The 16937-nt window shown below is 58.5% G+C and carries 17 protein-coding genes; 7 read left to right on the top strand and 10 right to left on the bottom strand.

Annotated features, from left to right (window positions below; all coding sequences use genetic code 11):
- Positions 1-86: 86 nt before the first annotated feature.
- Both K7A42_RS25465 and K7A42_RS25460 read right to left on the bottom strand, forming a co-directional pair.
- Positions 87-1052 carry an MYG1 family protein gene (locus tag K7A42_RS25465; RefSeq protein WP_034497369.1) on the bottom strand — a complete coding sequence of 322 codons (966 nt, stop codon included), beginning with the start codon at positions 1050-1052 and terminating at the stop codon, positions 87-89.
- Between the two features lie 158 nt (positions 1053-1210).
- Positions 1211-1678, bottom strand: a complete 468-nt coding sequence (locus K7A42_RS25460) for an Lrp/AsnC family transcriptional regulator (RefSeq protein WP_034497367.1) — start codon at positions 1676-1678, stop codon at positions 1211-1213.
- A 123-nt stretch (positions 1679-1801) separates the two neighbouring features.
- Between K7A42_RS25460 and K7A42_RS25455 the strand changes: the two genes are divergently transcribed.
- Positions 1802-3085 (top strand): cystathionine gamma-synthase family protein, encoded by a 1284-nt coding sequence (locus tag K7A42_RS25455; RefSeq protein WP_004445895.1) that lies wholly within the window; start codon positions 1802-1804, stop codon positions 3083-3085.
- An 85-nt stretch (positions 3086-3170) separates the two neighbouring features.
- On the top strand, positions 3171-3854 hold the full coding sequence (locus K7A42_RS25450) for a DUF2161 domain-containing phosphodiesterase (protein WP_022563098.1): 684 nt from the start codon (positions 3171-3173) through the stop codon (positions 3852-3854).
- Positions 3855-3964: 110 nt separating this feature from the next.
- Here the strand turns inward: K7A42_RS25450 and K7A42_RS25445 are convergent, their stop codons facing one another.
- A complete protein-coding gene (locus K7A42_RS25445) occupies positions 3965-4861 on the bottom strand; it encodes a LysR family transcriptional regulator (protein WP_022563097.1) in 897 nt (298 codons plus the stop codon).
- Positions 4862-4966: 105 nt separating this feature from the next.
- On the opposite strand from K7A42_RS25445, the gene K7A42_RS25440 reads away from it, so the two are divergent.
- The 4 genes from K7A42_RS25440 to K7A42_RS25425 are packed head-to-tail and all read left to right on the top strand — an operon-like array spanning position 4967 to position 8691.
- On the top strand, positions 4967-6049 hold the full coding sequence (locus K7A42_RS25440) for a 4-oxalomesaconate tautomerase (protein ID WP_022563096.1): 1083 nt from the start codon (positions 4967-4969) through the stop codon (positions 6047-6049).
- 46 nt (positions 6050-6095) lie between these two features.
- On the top strand, positions 6096-7097 hold the full coding sequence (locus tag K7A42_RS25435; RefSeq protein ID WP_022563095.1) for an ABC transporter substrate-binding protein: 1002 nt from the start codon (positions 6096-6098) through the stop codon (positions 7095-7097).
- Between the two features lie 9 nt (positions 7098-7106).
- Positions 7107-7928, top strand: coding sequence for an ABC transporter ATP-binding protein (locus tag K7A42_RS25430; RefSeq protein WP_282456107.1), 822 nt, complete (start codon positions 7107-7109; stop codon positions 7926-7928).
- Positions 7915-8691, top strand: a complete 777-nt coding sequence (locus K7A42_RS25425; RefSeq protein ID WP_004445883.1) for an ABC transporter permease — start codon at positions 7915-7917, stop codon at positions 8689-8691. The genes K7A42_RS25430 and K7A42_RS25425 overlap by 14 nt, the downstream gene beginning before the upstream one ends.
- A 182-nt stretch (positions 8692-8873) precedes the next feature.
- Here K7A42_RS25425 and K7A42_RS25420 read toward each other — a convergent pair whose 3' ends face one another.
- From K7A42_RS25420 to K7A42_RS25395, 6 genes are all read right to left on the bottom strand, one after another.
- Positions 8874-9950, bottom strand: coding sequence for an ABC transporter ATP-binding protein (locus tag K7A42_RS25420; protein WP_282456106.1), 1077 nt, complete (start codon positions 9948-9950; stop codon positions 8874-8876).
- A complete protein-coding gene (locus K7A42_RS25415; RefSeq protein ID WP_037092042.1) occupies positions 9947-10774 on the bottom strand; it encodes a carbohydrate ABC transporter permease in 828 nt (275 codons plus the stop codon). The genes K7A42_RS25420 and K7A42_RS25415 overlap by 4 nt, the downstream gene beginning before the upstream one ends.
- Entirely contained in the window at positions 10771-11673 is a 903-nt protein-coding gene (locus tag K7A42_RS25410) for a carbohydrate ABC transporter permease (protein ID WP_006697215.1), read from the bottom strand. The genes K7A42_RS25415 and K7A42_RS25410 overlap by 4 nt, the downstream gene beginning before the upstream one ends.
- 108 nt (positions 11674-11781) lie before the next feature.
- Positions 11782-13014 (bottom strand): ABC transporter substrate-binding protein, encoded by a 1233-nt coding sequence (locus K7A42_RS25405; protein WP_006697214.1) that lies wholly within the window; start codon positions 13012-13014, stop codon positions 11782-11784.
- A gap of 61 nt (positions 13015-13075) precedes the next feature.
- On the bottom strand, positions 13076-13978 hold the full coding sequence (locus tag K7A42_RS25400) for a sugar phosphate isomerase/epimerase family protein (protein WP_037092039.1): 903 nt from the start codon (positions 13976-13978) through the stop codon (positions 13076-13078).
- 12 nt (positions 13979-13990) lie between these two features.
- Positions 13991-15025, bottom strand: a complete 1035-nt coding sequence (locus K7A42_RS25395) for a Gfo/Idh/MocA family protein (protein WP_282456105.1) — start codon at positions 15023-15025, stop codon at positions 13991-13993.
- Between the two features lie 140 nt (positions 15026-15165).
- Here K7A42_RS25395 and K7A42_RS25390 point away from each other — a divergent pair, with 140 nt between their 5' ends.
- Entirely contained in the window at positions 15166-16200 is a 1035-nt protein-coding gene (locus K7A42_RS25390; protein WP_004445871.1) for a LacI family DNA-binding transcriptional regulator, read from the top strand.
- 52 nt (positions 16201-16252) lie between these two features.
- Here the strand turns inward: K7A42_RS25390 and K7A42_RS25385 are convergent, their stop codons facing one another.
- Positions 16253-16867 (bottom strand): TetR/AcrR family transcriptional regulator, encoded by a 615-nt coding sequence (locus tag K7A42_RS25385; RefSeq protein WP_004445869.1) that lies wholly within the window; start codon positions 16865-16867, stop codon positions 16253-16255.
- Positions 16868-16937 lie beyond the last annotated feature (70 nt).

The raw sequence follows: 16937 nt of genomic DNA, 5'->3' as shown, positions 1-16937 counted from the left end.
CAGACGCTATGCGGAGAACCGCGTTTTAAAAAATGCAGACAGGATCGCGGATTTGCCCCGCCCGAACCGCACCAGCAGCCAGGCGTTCAGATCCCGCCATTTGACGGCTCTGTCGCCGGTGCATTGTTGCTGAAGGAGAGAGCCTCTTTCACCGCCAGTTCTGCCATGGCCAACGCGGCGTCGCGGGTCTTTGCAGCTGCGACAAACCGGCCGTTATGGCAGAAGCTCGCGCCTTCCACGCCACAAACCGCTTCCAGATCCTTGTCAGTCAGGCCTGCCCAGGCCGCCGGCAGATCCGCCCGCAACGCGAAGCCCTCGTCGGCGCGCCGGATACCGGTCAGGCACCAGTCGTTGTTACGCGGATGAACGACGAAGAGCAGATGATCGGCGCCTGCCTTCACGATGGCGGGCCGGAACGGCATTCCCATCGGCAACTCGAGAACATGCCCTTCGCCAGCATCCACGATAGCCTGCTTTACTAGCGCTTCGGCGCGCAACTTTGCGTCACTGTTGGTTATTTTTGCCTCAACGAAGCTGCGGGCAATGCCCAGCGCCGCGTGGAAATTGCGATTGTCCGCTTCGGGATCGGTGTCATCAAAAACGGGTTTCAGAGTTTCCAGCAGGACGGGCAGGGTCAGTCCGGCGAGCGGTCCGGCGGTCGAGGGGCTGAGCGCCCCATTGTCAACCAGGTCAACAGGCAACACAAAACCGGCATCGAAAGAAGCGTGAATGGTTTCGATGTGGTCTTCTGGAACGCCGAAGGCAGCAAGATAATCGCGGCCGAAATGCTTCCAGATCAGCCCGAATGAACTGTAGGGCTGTCCGTCATCGCGTAACGGCGCGCCGCGCTGGTGGTGGTCGAACATTCCTCTTGCTGCGTCGTAGGCGCCGCCCACGTCGTAGATGATGCGGTCCGCACCGGCAGCGAGCCATTCCGGTGCCCTGCTGCGAATGAGGCGGGCCTGCGGGAAAAGCCGTGTCAGCACAACGCTCGACAGAAGTTCATCGGCATGGAAGCCGCCGGAATGGGTGACGAGGAAGTCCGGGTTCATGTCAGGAGGTGCCTTATTGCTTGCGGAAGAGCCGCCGAGAATGGGGCACCTGATACCCTTTGCCGTACATCATCTCAACCCGCCACGACCCTAATTCGGATCAAAATTTCCCCCGGAAGGTGCGGACAGCATGCAGCCAGCGCGACATTGTCCGCGCGTTACGACGACCAGATGCGCCGCGTCTTGATCGTGTTCATGACGAAGCTGGTCTCGATGGTGTCCACGCATTTCAGCTTCGCGATCTTGTCCTTGATGAAACGCTCGTAATCCTCCAGTCCGCTGCACATGACCTTCAGCATGTAGTCCTTCGTGCCCGTGACAAGATGACATTCGAGAACCTCGTCCCACTCAAGAACCGCCGCTTCGAACATCCGGATTTCATCATCGTGCTGGCGGCTGAGGCGAATGGATGCGAGAGCGGTCATGGTCCATCCCTCGATCGCCGGGTCGATGATGGCGGAATATCCCTTGATGGCACCCATTTCTTCCAGGCGTCGAAGCCGGCGTAGACATGCGGATGCCGACAGCCCCACGCGCTCGGCGAGTTCGTTATTCGTGATCCGTGCATCGGCGGACAATTCCCGAAGTATCCGCCGGTCGATCGGATCTGCAATTTTCTGCGACATAAATTACAATTCTCCGCAATATATTGCTTCATGGGGCATATAAACGCTCCAAAATGCAAGACATTTCGACTTCATTGCGTGTAACCTGCAGGAAGTTCAACGCCAGCTGAGGGATCATCGGAAATGACCGCGCCGCATCCGTCCAAAACCCATATCGGCAACCATGCTCTTCATCCCGAAACCCAGATGCTCAATTACGGGTATGATCCGGAGTTGTCGGAGGGCGCCGTGAAGCCTCCGGTGTTCTTGACATCCACCTTCGTTTTCAAGTCGGCAGAAGATGGCCGCGACTTCTTCGATTACGTCTCCGGGCGCAAGGAGCCGCCGGAGGGCAGGGGTGCCGGTCTCGTGTATTCGCGTTTCAACCATCCAAACAGCGAGATCGTCGAGGATCGTCTTGCAGTTTATGAACGGACGGAGAGCTGTGCGCTCTTCTCCTCGGGCATGTCCGCGATTTCGACGACGCTTTTCGCCTTCGTGCGACCCGGCGATACGGTGCTCCATTCCCAGCCCCTTTACGGCGGCACGGAAACGCTTCTCGCGAAGACCTTTCATAATTTCGGCGTGTCCGCAGTGGGTTTCGCCGATGGTGTCAGCGAAACCTCGGTCATGGCGGCGGCAGAGGAGGCGATGGCGAAAGGCAGGGTGTCCGTTATCCTGATCGAGACTCCCGCCAATCCGACGAACAGCATTGTCGACATCGCCATGATAGGCCGGGTCGCCGAGGTGATTGGCAAAAGGCAGGGGCACAGGCCGATCATCGCCTGCGATAACACGCTTCTTGGTCCTGTATTCCAGCGGCCCATAGAACATGGCGCCGATATTTCGCTCTATTCGCTGACAAAATATGTTGGCGGGCATTCCGATCTTATCGCCGGGGCGGCGCTGGGGCGCAAGGATGTGATGAAGCAGGTGAAGGCCCTACGTGGGGCGATCGGCACGCAGCTCGATCCGCACTCGTGCTGGATGCTCGGACGTTCCCTGGAGACGCTGCAAATCAGGATGGAACGGGCGGACAGCAACGCCAGGCTTGTGGCTGAATTCCTGAATGCCCATCCCAAGGTCGAAAAAATCCACTACCTGCCATTCAGCGATCCGGCATCCGCGGTTGGCAAGGTGTTTGCCGCCCAATGTTCGGGGGCAGGATCCACCTTCTCATTCGACATTGTCGGCGGGCAGGCCGCATCTTTCAAATTTCTCAATGCGCTCAACATATTCAAACTTGCGGTAAGCCTTGGCGGCACGGAGTCCCTTGCTTCTCATCCGGCAACGATGACGCATTCAGGCGTTCCTGCCGATGTCCGTCAGCGTATCGGTGTGCTTGATTCCACGATCCGGCTGTCAATCGGCATCGAACACCCCGACGATCTTATCGCCGACCTGACCCTTTCACTGGATCAGGTCTGACGCTTCACGTGCCAACCAAGAGGTTGTCCTGTGCAGGCGGATCGATATATCTGGGGGTAGTATAGTCACGTGAACCTTCAGGCATATGGAAACTTCGCTTTATCTGCCCGTGAAAGATTTCCTCGAAGAGGCGGGTTATACCGTCAAGGGCGAAGTCGGCGGCTGTGATCTTGTTGGCCTGAGCGATGACGATCCCCCCGTCGTCGTCATCTGCGAGCTAAAGCTGAGCTTCAATCTGGAGCTCATTTTGCAGGCTGTCGATCGCGCGGCTATCGCAGATGAGGTGTGGATCGCCGCCCGGGTCTCTGCCAGGGGTAAGGGCCGCGAGGCTGACAGGCGTTACCGCGATCTTTGCCGCAGGCTCGGGATCGGTATGCTAGGAATCTCCGATGCCGGTGACGTCAGCATCATCGTCGGCGCCGTTTCGCCGATGCCGCGAACCAATCCGAAACGGCGGTCGCGGCTCATGCGGGAACACCAGAGGCGGCGGGGCGATCCCACGGCGGGTGGGAGCACGCGCATGCCAGTAATGACAGCGTATCGCCAGCAGGCGCTTGGCTGCGCCGTGGCGCTGGCGTCGGGTCCGATGCGCGTGCGTGAGGTCAGGTCCAATATACCCGATGCCGGGAAGATACTGCTTTCGAATGTTTATGGCTGGTTCGTACGACTCGACCGGGGAGTCTACGGTCTGACAGAGGCCGGACACGAAGCCCTGCAGCGGTGGCCACAGCAGGACGTGTCGGCAAAGGCTGTCGACGGGATTGTGTGAGGAACGGTCGGCTTCGAAGAAACCTGACGGCGAAAAACCTTTCCAAGACTTCAGGAGATCCGGATTGCGGGGTCAGGGGCCCTCCCGGGCATCCCCGACCCATCAGGTGACTACTGTGTCTTCCAGGTCTCCAGCAGCAGCCGGACGAATTTTTCCGCGGCGGGCGAAAGGGCACTGCTTCGCCTTTGTACAATGCCAATCGTACGGGAGACGATGGGATTGACGATCGGTCTGGTGATGAGAAATGGATGTTCGTCTTGCGGCGTGGCCAGCCGCGGCAGAACGGAAATCCCCAGCCCGGCTTCGACCAGCCCGAGCGACGTATTGAGATGAGTCACCTCATAAAACCAGTTCAGCTTTAGATTGTGTCTCGCAAGCGCGCCGTCTAGAAGGGTCCTGTTGCCGCTCGAACGGTCCACGACGACGAGCGGATAGGCTTCCAGCTGATTCCATTCAATCGTTTCGAAATTTGCCAACGGGTGATCTTTCCTCATCGCCAGCACGAACGGGTCATCGATGAGCGGTTCGAATGACAGTTCGGGATCGGAATTGCCCATCAAGTTGATGCCGAATTCCACCTCGCCTCTCGCAACCGCCTGCAGCCCCTCATTTGCCGTCAGATCCCTGATGCGCAGCCTGATATTTGGATATTGCTGACTGAAGGTCTTGATAACCGTGGGAAGAAAGTAGAAAGCGGCGGTGGGAACGCAGGCCATCGTGATGAGGCCGCGCCGTTGCGCGCCATCTTTCATGGCGAACAGCGACCCATCGAATTCTTCCAGCATACGCCGGACAAGCGGCATCACCTCCTGGCCCATGGCGGTGGGAGCGACATGTCGAGTCGTTCTCTCCAGAAGCGGTGCGCCGATGGCCTGCTCCAGCTTCTGGATGCGGCGGGTGAGTGCCGGCTGGGAGATATGCAGCGCCTCCGCTGCCCTGTGAAAGCTCTCAAGCTCAACTACGGATTGAAATGCGCGCAAATCCAGTATTTCGCAATTGATGCTCATTTCGCAATAAACCTCCAAAACATTGCATTTAACAGATTAGACTCTTTTGCCCATATTGCAACAACGCGGCGCATTGATCCGCAAAATGCAAGATTGAGGCTAATCATGAACGATCTGATGAAGATACCCTGTGTGCTGATGCGCGGCGGAACGTCTCGCGGACCGTTCTTTCTGGCTTCCGATTTGCCCCGAGATCCGGCGGCAAGGGATGCGGCTCTGCTGTCCATCATGGGCTCAGGCCATCCGCTGCAGATCGACGGTATCGGCGGGGGCAATCCGGTTACGTCGAAGGTGGCGATCATCGGACCTTCCACGGTCGCCGGCGCCGATATTGATTATCTGTTCGCACAGGTGCGCACCGACAGGCAGCATGTCGACTATTCCCCCAATTGCGGAAATATGCTGGCCGCCGTCGGTCCCTTCGCGATTGAGGCGGGGCTCGTGCCGGCGCAGGGTAACGATACGCTTGTCAGGATTCACAACGTGAATACCGGCAAACTGATCGAGGCGAAGGTGCCGACGCGGGGCCGCGAGGTAATTTATCTTGGTGACGCATCGATCGACGGTGTTCCGGGTCTTGCGGCACCCATCGCATTGACATTCATGGATGCAGCCGGCGCGAAAACCGGCAGGCTGTTGCCGACCGGAAAACCCGTCGATGTGATCGACGGGGTGGATGTAACGGCGATAGATTGCGCCATTCCGATGGTTCTCATGCGGGCAGCTGATCTCGGCGTCACCGGCTACGAAGATCCGCAATCGCTCTCCGCCAATCGAGACCTGATTGAACGGATGACCCGCATACGCATCGAGGCTGGAAAGATGATGGGGATGGGAGACGTTCGGGATATGGTCATTCCAAAGCCGGTGCTCATTGCGCCGGCGCGGCGGGGTGGAACGTTTTCGGTCAGGTATTTCATGCCGAACGAGTGCCATCCTGCCCTCGCGACAACCGGCGCTGTCGGCATCGCGACGGCGGCCGTAACGGAAGGCACCGTCGCCTATAGTGCGGCAGGAGGGCTTTCCGTGCCGAACCAGATCCGAATCGAACATCCCGCAGGCCGTCTGGATGTACAGCTGGAAATGCGAAACGGAGCCATAACAGCCGGACTTGTAAGGACGGCGCGCAGGCTGTTCGAAGGCTTTGCCTTCGCCAAGCCGATGGCTGCGATTGAAGACGCAGCATAGACAAGGCCATAGTGGCTAAAATATCGCGAAACGGGAGGAGACCCTCATGCGTAAATACCTGCTTGCAACGGCTGCGCTCTGTGCGCTGGCGGCAACCGCCAATGCCGAATCTGTCAGAATGAGCGTCGGCTCATACAACCTCAACAACCTGCCTTTCCCCGTTGCGGCCAGCCTCGGCTTTTATAAGGAAGAGGGGCTTGATGTGACGACCGAGAACTTTGCCCAGGGAGGCTCGAAGGTGCTACAGGCGCTCGTCGCCGGCTCCACGGACGTCGCCGTCGGTTTTTATGACCACACCATTCAGATGCAGTCCCAGAACAAGCACGTCGTGGGCTTCGTTCAGCTCGCCCGCAACTCGGGTCTGGTTCTTGCAGGCAAGAACGATACTGACTTCGATCCCGCAAAGCCTGAGACGATCAAGGGCAAGAAGGTCGGTATCACCTCGCCGGGCTCTTCCTCGGACTTCTTCATTCGCTACTATATGAAGCAGCACAATTTAAGCGACAACGATATCTCCATCATCGGCGTCGGCTCGGGTGCCGCCGCCGTTGCAGCCCTGCAGCAGGGCAAGATCGATCTGCTCGTCAATTATGACCCGGCGGCCACGATTGTCGTCGAACGCGGGCTGGGCAAAATCCTCATCGATGCACGCAGCGATCAGGGCGCAAAAGATGTTTATGGCGGCATCTATCCGACCTCCGTGCTTTATGCGACCCAGGAGTATATCGACGCGAATCCCGAAGTGATCCAGAAGGTCACCAATGCCACGGTACGGGCGCTGCACTGGATGAAGCAGCATTCGGCGGAAGAAATCGTCGAGAAGCTTCCTGACGACTTCGTGTCCGGGGACAAGAAAACCTACATTAAGGCCGTCGAAGCCGCGAAGGCTATCTTCTCCGAAGACGGCAAATTCGAGCCCGGCGATCTCGAAACGCCGCTTGCCGTTCTCAAGACCTTCAACGAGGCAGTGGCAAAGGCGTCGATCGACCTCAACACCACCTATACCAACAAGTTCGTCGAAGCCGCGGCTTCGAAGGCTGCAAACTGAGAGGCCGCCATGTCATCCCCAGTCAGAAAGCTAGAGCCAGTGGCGGACTTCAAACCACAGCCCATGGTCGCGATCGAGAACGTCACCATGGCATTCGGTGCGTTTGTTGCAGTCCAAGACGTTAACCTCAAGGTCGGCGATGGCGAGTTTCTTTCCATTGTCGGACCGACCGGGTGCGGAAAGTCGACCATCCTCAATGCCATTGCTGGCTTGCTGAAGCCCGCGCAGGGCACGGTTTCCATCGACGGTTCAGCGGTCCAGGGCGTGCAGAACAATATCGGATATCTGTTTCAGCAGGACGCCCTCCTTCCCTGGAAGACCGCATTTCAAAACGTCGAGCTTGGTCTGATGTTCCGGGGCGTTGCCGAGGACGAGCGGCGTGCCAAGGTCATGGCATGGCTTGAAAAAGTCGGCCTCAAGGGTTTTGGCGACCGTTTTCCGCATCAGCTTTCCGGCGGGCAGCGTAAACGCGTACAGATGGCGCAGGCGCTGATTACCGAGCCGAAGGTCATCCTGATGGACGAGCCCTTCTCGGCACTCGATATCCACACCCGCCATCTCATGCAGAACGAATTGCTGCGCCTGTGGCAGGAGGATCGCCGGGCGGTGGTCATGATTACCCATGATCTGGAGGAGGCTATTGCGCTCGGAGATCGGGTCGTCGTTCTGGCTGCGGGTCCGAAGAGCCGTGTCATCGAGAGCTTTCCCGTCGATCTCGAACGACCCCGCAACGTCGCTGAAATCAAACTCGATCCGAAATTCATGGCGCTCTATCGCGATATCTGGGCGTCCCTGCGCGGCGAAGTGGAGAAAAGCTATGCAAGCCGTTAATGTTCGTATCATCCAGGTCGTTCTCCTGGTCGTGCTTCTTGGCGGATGGCAACTCGGTGTGTCCTCCGGCGCCATTGATCGCTTCTTCTTTCCCGCACCCTACGATATCGTCAGGCAGGTGATCGACTGGGTTGCGGATGCCGGCTTCTACAAGCATGTCGGCATTACCCTCAGCGAAACCGTGCTCGGTTATCTCATCGGCACCGGTCTCGGGGTAGGTGCTGGCGTCTGGCTGGGCCTCAGCCCCTTCGTCGCCCGCGTGCTCGATCCGTTCATCAAGGCGGTAAATGCCATTCCCCGCGTCGTCTTGGCTCCGATATTCGTTCTCTGGCTTGGCCTCGGTCTGTGGTCGAAAGTTGCCCTTGCGGTTACGCTCGTCTTTTTCGTCACCTTTTTCAACGCCATGCAGGGTGTGCGCGAAGTAAATCCGGTCGTGCTGTCAAATACCCGCATCCTCGGGGCGCGGCGCACGGATCTGCTGCGTCATGTCTATTTTCCCGCTGCGGCGAGCTGGATTTTGTCGTCGCTGCGCACCTCCGTCGGCTTTGCGGTGGTTGGCGCGATCATCGGAGAGTATCTTGGGGCTTCTGCAGGCCTCGGCTACCTCATTGCCCGGTCGGAAGGCAATTTCGATGCGGTCGGCGTTTTCGCAGGCATCATCATCCTTGCGGTCTTCGTCCTCATCATCGACCTCATTCTCGATGTCGCAGAGAAAAGGCTGATCACGTGGAGGCCCAACGCAGGCGAAGAGCGGCCTGCATGAGGCCGAGGTAGCTGAAATCCAGCGGGGCAGCCATTTGGCTGCCCCGTTTTTTTGAACCGTCCCGGCGATGTGGGCCATGGCCTTTCCGACATTACACGGCAGAGCTTCGAGTTCTGGAGCTGGACGATCGGGGATCGTCAACCGAAGATGATCGGCGTCCCGCTTCGCTGCGGTTCACCCGTTTACAGGCCAGCGCCTGTCTCTTCATCGAAGAGATGCATATCGGACGGGTCAACGTCGAGGCCGATGACCTCGCCGGCCTTGACCGGGCTGCGGCCCTGTATCGCAATCACCAGTTCCGTGGATGTGCCGAGTGTCAGGAAAGTTGCCGAGCCCGTTGTCTCCACAGCGGAGACGGGCAGTGTCAACGCCGCTCCCGTTGCAGTAGCGGGGCTGATATGTTCGGGCCTGATGCCGACGATGAGATGTTTGCCCGGCTGCAGGGGGGCGGGGCTCCTGATCGACTGCCGGGGTTCACCGTCGCCGAACCGCAGCTGGAGCGATGAGCCATCCGGACTCACGGTCGCCGGGATGAAGTTCATGGCTGGGGAGCCGATAAAGCCTGCGACGAAGCGGTTGACGGGATGGTCATAGAGCTCCAGCGGTGTCCCCTGCTGCTCGATTACCCCGTCACGCATCACGACGACATGATCGGCCATGGTCATCGCCTCGATCTGGTCATGGGTGACATAGACCGAGGTGGCATGCAGGCGGTCGTGGAGGGCGCGGATTTCCTTGCGCATGTGAACCCGCAGGGCCGCATCGAGGTTGGAGAGCGGCTCATCGAAGAGGAAGGCCTGCGGATTACGGATGATCGCCCGGCTCATGGCGACACGCTGGCGCTGCCCGCCAGAGAGTTCTCGGGGATAACGCTTCATGAGCTTGGAAAGCCCCGTCGTGGCGGCAACCTCTTCCGCGGCCTTGCGGGCTTCCGCCTTGGCGACACCACGCATGCGCAGCGAATAGGTGAGGTTTTCCTCGACCGTCATATGCGGGTAGAGCGCATAGGACTGGAATACCATCGCCACATCGCGCTTGCGCGGCGGCACACCGTTCATCAGCGTGCCGGCAATGCGCATGTCACCGGCCGAGATGCTCTCCAGCCCGGCAAGCGAGCGCAGAAGCGTGGACTTGCCGCAGCCGGATGGTCCCACAAGGGCGACAAAGGTGCCCTTCTTGATGGAAAGGTTGATGTTCTTCAGGGCATGGAAAGCGCCGTAATATTTATTGACGCCTGATAGTTCGATCTGAAGGGTCATTTGAGCGCTCCTGATGTCAGGCCGGATACGATGCGGCGCTGCAAGAGAATGAAGAGGGCGAGAATGGGCGTCACATACATGGTCGCATAGGCCATGATGTTGTTCCATTCGCTGGTGTTGGGCCCCATGAAGGAATTGAGACCGACGCTGGCGGGCTGCAGTTCCGCCGCCTGGATCATCGATTTGGAGTAAACGAACTCACCGAAGGCCTGCATGAAGATGAGAATGGCGCTGACGAGGATGCCGTTTCTGGCAAGCGGCAGCACGATATTGAAAAACGCGCCGACCCTCGAATTACCGTCTACGAGCGCTGCCTCCTCCAGTTCCTGCGGCACGGCCATGAAGGTGGCGCGCACCAGCACAACGAAGAAGGGCATGCTTTTCGCCGCAATGGCGAGGATGACCGACAGGCGTGGATAATCCAGAAGCCCGAATTGCGAGAAACCGACGAAGATCGGCGTGATCATCAATGAAGCTGGAAGGACTTGCAGCATCAGGACGAGGAACAGACCGATATCCACCCAGACATTGCGATAACGGGCCAGCACATAGGCGCAGCCGACGCCGAGGATGGTGATCAAAAACACCGCACTCGAAGCGATCAGCACCGAATTCCACAGGTAACGGCCCATATTGCGGCTGTTCCAGACATAGGCATAGGTCTGCCATTGTGGTTCGCCAGGCCAGAAGGAGGGCGGGTTGGCGAACATCTCCGAGCCGCTTTTGAGCGAGGTCAGATACATCCAGTAGAGCGGGAAGAGGTAGATGATGGCAAGAATGATGGCGATTGCCAGCATCAGGCGGTTACGGTTGTTGATGCTCATCCGCGTACCTCATGCCGTGTGGAGCGCACATAAACGATGGAGGCCAGCATGACGAAAACGATCATGATTACTGAAATCGTCGCGCCCTTGCCGAAGTCATATTGCCGGAAGGACAGGTCCCAGGCCCAATATTGCGCCACGTTGGAACTGTTATTGGGTCCGCCATCGGTAATGGCGGCAAATAGATCGAATTGCTGCAAGGTGAAGATCAGCCCGAGCGAGATGATCGCGCCGATGGTGGAGCGCATCATGGGCAGCGTGATGGTGTAGAAGCGCTGCCAGGCGTTGGCGCCATCAAGCTCGGCGGCTTCGTAAAGATCGCCGGGAATGGAGGCGAGGCCGACGGAAAGGAGGATCATGTTGAAGGAGGTGCCGAGCCAGATATTGGCGATCACAACCGCCCAGAGCGAAAAATTCGCATCCGAACGCCAGAAAATATTGCCTGATATCAGTCCGCTTTCGCGCAGGAAGAAGTTCAGAACCCCGAAGTCGCCGGACAAAATCCAGTTCCAGATGGCACCGACAACGAGGCCGGGCATGACCCATGAAACGAGGAACAGGCCCCGCAGCCAGGTGGCGCCGGGGAAATTGACCCAGAAAAACAGAGCCAGACCGAAGCCGATGACAAATTGCCCCGCTATGGAAGCGACGACAAAGGTTACCGTATTCATCAGGATGGGCCAGGTTTCCGGCTGCCGGAACAGATCGACATAGTTCTTGAAACCGACGAACGGGCGCACGAAGGTGCCCAGGCTGAACATGTCGACTTCCTGAAAGCTCATGACGATGTTGTAAAGCAGGGGTAACCCCGCCATCACGAAGAGGAAAGCCAAAGGAAAGGCGACAAGGGCGATATCGAAACCGCGACCATCGCTGATGCTGGAAAGCAGCTTTTTCATAAGAAATCCTCGCAAGCTCCGCTCGGGGCCGCCGCCGCTTATCACGGCAAGCGACCCCACCGGGAGGAACCCTGCGGATGGGGCCGGACATGCCGGCCGCCTCCCTGATCAACCATCGACGAGCTTGATTTTCTGTGCAGCCTGGTCGAGTGCGTCCTTCGGAGACATCTGTCCCGTCAGCGCGGCCTGAATGGCATCCTGAATGGCCTTCGAGATTTTCGGCCATTCGGGCGAGGGGCCACGCGGCTGTGCATATTTGAGCTGCTCGACGAAGGTCTTGAGCGCTTCATCCTTCAGCGCATTGCCGGTGGGCGGTACGGGAATGTCCGAGCGCGCCGGCAATTGGCCGAAATTCTTGAACATGTCCTTGTCCTGCGAGACAAAGAACTCGATCGCCTTGAAGGCCTCTTCAGGATGTTTGGTCTTTGAGAAGATCGCCCAGTTATAGTCCCCCATGGCCGATGAGCGCGGCGCATCGGGCGCCGGAACCGGCAGCAGCGTGACGCCCCAGTCGAACTTCGCGTCCTTCAGCATGCGGTCGATTTCCCATGGGCCCGAAATGACCATGGCGGCGTTGCCGGCGTTGAAGGTCGCGGTAGAATCCCACTGGCTGCGTGTCAGCGTATCGGGCGAAGCCAGTTTTTCGTCCAGCATCAGCTTCCACGTCTCGAGCGCTTTCACGGCTCCCTCGGTGTTGATGTTCTTGTAGGTGGCGCCAGCCATCTGCGCCCAGGGCAGGAACTGGAATGTGCCCTCCTCATTCGCCTTGGCGCTGAAGCTGATGCCATAGACGTTCTTGGAAGGGTTGGTCAGTTTGCGTGCCGCGTCAACCAGCTCATCCCAGGTTTGCGGCGGCTTTGCCGCATCCAGCCCGGCGGCCTTGAACAGATCCTTGTTGTAATAAAGAGCGATCGTGTTGGTCGCCTTCGGGACGCCGAAATATTTTCCATCCCACATCACCGATTTCAGCGGGCCGGGGAAATAATTCTCCGTCTTGATGACATCGGACTTGGCTATCATGTCGGTCACATCGAGGAAGGCTCCGCGTGCGGCGAACATGGCGTGGTTGGGATTGTCGATGGCGATGATGTCGGGCGCATTGCCGGTCGAATAGGCGCGCATGGATTCGCTCACCACGTCATCGAACTGCAATTGCCGGTATTCGATCTTGATGCCGTTATTGAGCGCGTTGAACTCCTTGATGAGATTTGGAGCCGGCTGGATATCCCGGTCCAGCGACCACAAGGTCAAAGTCACGTCCTCTGCCTGCGCCGCAATCGCGCCGGCGGACACGCCCGCCAACAGAAACGCGCCGGCCATCATGCATTTTGCGATACCCATAATCTCCTCCTCTTGGTTATCGTCTCTGCAATCTCGGGAACCTTCTCCCAAAAGGTCTCCGTTATGTCGGATCGACGACGAAATCGCCGCCTCGGCATTTTTTCAGATAGTTCAGGCCATGCACCTGTCCGGTCATTTCCAGCGCATCGCGATAGACCGGGTCATGCCAGCCTTCGATATCGATCGAGCCGGACCAGCCGGCGAGGCGCAGTTCGGAAATAATGTCGGTCCAGTTGCTGTCGCCGAAACCCGGCGTGCGCATGAAGACGAATTTCTCCTTGCCGAAAATGCCGTGCTCGCGGATGACGTCCCAGCGGATGGTCGCGTCCTTGCCATGCACGTGGAAAATCTTCTTCGCCCATTTGCGAATCTGCGGTAGCGGATCGATCAGATAAACCATCTGGTGGCAGGGTTCCCACTCGATGCCGATATTCTCGTCCGGCGTTTCGTTGAAGATCAGTTCCCAGGCATCGGGATTATGGGCAATGTTCCAGTCGCCCGTCTGCCAGTTGCCGTCCATGGCGCAGTTTTCAAAAGCGATCTTTATGCCCTTGTCGGCGGCACGCCTGGCAAGCTCGCTCCAGATTTCCTTATATCTGGGCAGGCTCTCCGGCAGCGGCCTGCCGCGCAGGCGGCCGGTAAAACCTGCCACGCAATTCGCACCGAAATGATGGGCGTTGTCGATGCAATCCTTCCAGCCCTGCAATGTCTGAAGGTCGATATCGGTTTCTTCCAGCGGATTGCCGAACATGCCGAGCGTACTGATGGTGATATCGCGGTCGCCAATTGCATCAAGGCAGCGCTTGCCGAGTTCGGCAAGGTCCTGACCGTTGGTCGTCTGCCAGAAGAAGGGCTCGAAGCTTTCAAAGCCGAGATCGGCGATCTGCCCGATACGTTCGGCCGCCTGACCCTTGGTGGCGCTGATCATGGTGCCGATGCGGATGGATGTTGCCGGATTGCTCACGTCTGTCGGTCCTTATGCTGCAATGGAAACGCGCTGGCCAAGGCGCGCGCTTTCGATCGCGCCCATCACCATTGCGAGGCTGTTGATATTGTCGAAGGAGGCTGTTTCCGGCATCTCGCCGGTACGCATGGATTCGAGAAATGATAGAATGACGCTGGCATGGCCGCGCGTGTCCTTGTCTGACACGACATCGGAAACGTTTACGGTCTTGAAGCCACGCAGAAGACCCTGTTCGTTGCCAGCCACCGAGGCGGAAAAACCGTCTTCGCCATCCCAGAGAATCATGCCTTTGGAGCCGATCAGCCGCCAGCGTGCTTCCCAACTTGTCCGCTCGCCTTCAGCGCACCACGAGCCGCGATAGGTGAAGACGACATCGTTGGAGAACTCGAAAATCGCGTTGGCGCTGGCCCCATGCGCATACCATGAGCCCGCCGGGTTCTTCTCCACACAGAAGACGGAGAGCGGCTTTTCATTGGCGACGAAACGGGCCGCGTCGAAGGTGTGAATTGCCATATCGAGAAGCAGGACGTTTTTCATCTCCTCGCGAAACCCCCCGAAATGCGGCCCCAGGAAGAAATCGCAATGGATGGCGGTCAGATCACCGATGACGCCGTCCTCCAATGCGCGGCGTAGACGTCTGATGCCGGCCACGAATCGACGGTTTTGCACCACGGCGTGAATTTTGCCGGCTTTTTTCGCCAGTTCCACCAGCGTCGCGGCTTCCTCCATCGAGGCTGCAAGCGGCTTTTCGCTCAGCACATGGCATCGAGCTGCGAGACCGGCTTCGACTACGGCGAAACGCGCCTGCGGGATGACGATGTCAAAAAGAATGTCGGCTTTCGTTTCGGCGAGAACCGCGCGAAGATCGGTGCCGATAACCGCGCCAGCGAGGGCGAATTCCTCGGCAAGCGCGCGGGCCGTGCCTTCGTTCAGGTCCACCAGACCTGCGATCCTGATTTCGCCGGCGATTTCCGGCGAGGACTGGATGGCGCGCAGCCAGCCTTTGGCCATAGCTCCGCACCCGCATAAAACGGCATTAAAAGTCATCTCATCTCCCCGGACTCTTTCGCAAACTCCTCTTTGCGCAGAGTGTCGTAAACGTTTACGAGACTATGCCGATGATGTTAGATATGTCAAGACCATCAAGTGGCGCGCAGATTGCGGGCCGGGATTTGGAAGGGGAGCGCATGAAAGGAATTCGCCAGCTTGCCGATTACCTCGAGATATCGATCGGCACTGTTTCCCGTGCGCTGAACGGCAAGCCCGACGTGAACGAAGAGACACGGCGCCGCGTTCTCGAGGCTGCGGAAAAACTGGGTTACGTCGCCAACCAGTCAGGCCGCAGCCTGCGGCAGGGAACGACCAATGTCATTGGTCTGATGACGGGCAGTGACGCGCAGACGGTGGAGAACGCCGACAACTTCTTTCTCGGCTTGACGGATGGCCTGCAAAGCGTGTTTTCCGGTCACAACCTCGATCTCATCGTTCTGCCTTGCCCGGGAGAAGAGGACCCCGACGAATATCTCAAGCGTATGGTGGCGCGCCGCATGGTCGATGCGATGATCATTTCCGCCACCCGGCGAATCGACAGGCGTGTCGATTTTCTCAAGCAGAATCGGCTTCCTTTCGTGGCGCTCGGGCGGACCGCCTCCAGCACGGATCATGCCTGGGTGGATCTCGATTTCGAGGGCGTCGCGAAAAGCGCGATCGATCGCCTCGTGGCCTCCGGGCATCGTTCGATCGCGGTAGCCGCGCCCGACAGCGATATCAATCTCGGGCATGTGTTCCTTGATGGGTACAGGCGTGCGCTGGACGATAATGGCATCGCTTATGATTCCTCTTTGGTCATCCGGGCGAAATCGAGCGAGCAGGGCGGCTATCACGCCGCCAGCGAATGGCTGCAGATGCGGCCTCGGCCGACGGCGATTGTGCTGATCTATGAGTTGATGGCCGTCGGTCTTTATCGTCGTCTTGCGGAAGCGGGGCTCGAACCGGGGCGGGATCTCGCCGTCATCGGATTTCGTGACGGCCCGCGCGGACAGTTTCTCGAACCGCGCCTGACAAGCTTCCGCATGTCGCTGCATGATCTCGGCGTTACGGTGGCGCAGACTCTTTTGTCGACAATGCCGGCCTATGCGCCATTTTATCCCGCCCAGGCCCGCCATTGCATATGGCCGATGGTGCTCGTGGCGGGCGAGAGCGATCCAGGTCCGGTATCGTAGGTCACCAGGTGGGGTTCCATCCAGCCCGCGGCGGGCAGGATGTTGTGGCTGCTCAGGGGAGCAGGCCGTGCATGAGCACGTCGAGGTGAACCTTGATGACGGCCTCCTTGTCCAGGCTGCGCCGGTCGTCGAAAATCAGCCTGAAAACCAATGTTCCGACCATTGGTGACATGACGACATGCGCAAGTTCGGGCGCGTTGGCCCTGAATCTCTTTTTCGCGACACCTTTGTCCAGGATAGCATTGATGCGGGCGAGCACCGGCGCCATCAGAATATCATGGTGGTGGTCTATCAGATCCGGAAACTTGGCTCCCTCGGCCACGACGAAACGAAAGAGTTCCCGCATACGCCGGTCATCCACCAGCGTTTCGAACAGGAATTCGAGAAGCAGGCGAAGCTCCTCGACCGGATCGTCGGAGGTGCGTTCGTAGGCTTCGAATGCCTCTTGGAACGGTCTGCCGACGTGCTCGATCATCGCGGCAAAAAGGGCTTCCTTGGTTTCGAAATAGACATAGACCGTGCCTTTCGTCACTCCCACCCGGTCGGCAATGTCTTCGACCCGCGTTGCCGTAAATCCCCTTTTGGTGAATTCCTCAAATGCGGCGTCGAGAATTTGCAGCGGACGTTGTATCTTCTGTTCTGCACGTGAGAGTTTCGTTTTCGCCATTACCCCGGATCCTTACATATTGTCGGCGCGTGCCCTTCTACCCGTCGTGATCGGCGGAAGTAACAGGTGG

Source organism: Agrobacterium sp. InxBP2, assembly GCF_026191755.1.
In the GTDB taxonomy this organism is placed as follows: Bacteria; Pseudomonadota; Alphaproteobacteria; order Rhizobiales; family Rhizobiaceae; genus Agrobacterium; species Agrobacterium pusense.
The sequence above is the reverse complement of the archived record's forward strand: the minus strand, read 5'-3'. Positions and strand labels throughout refer to the sequence as shown.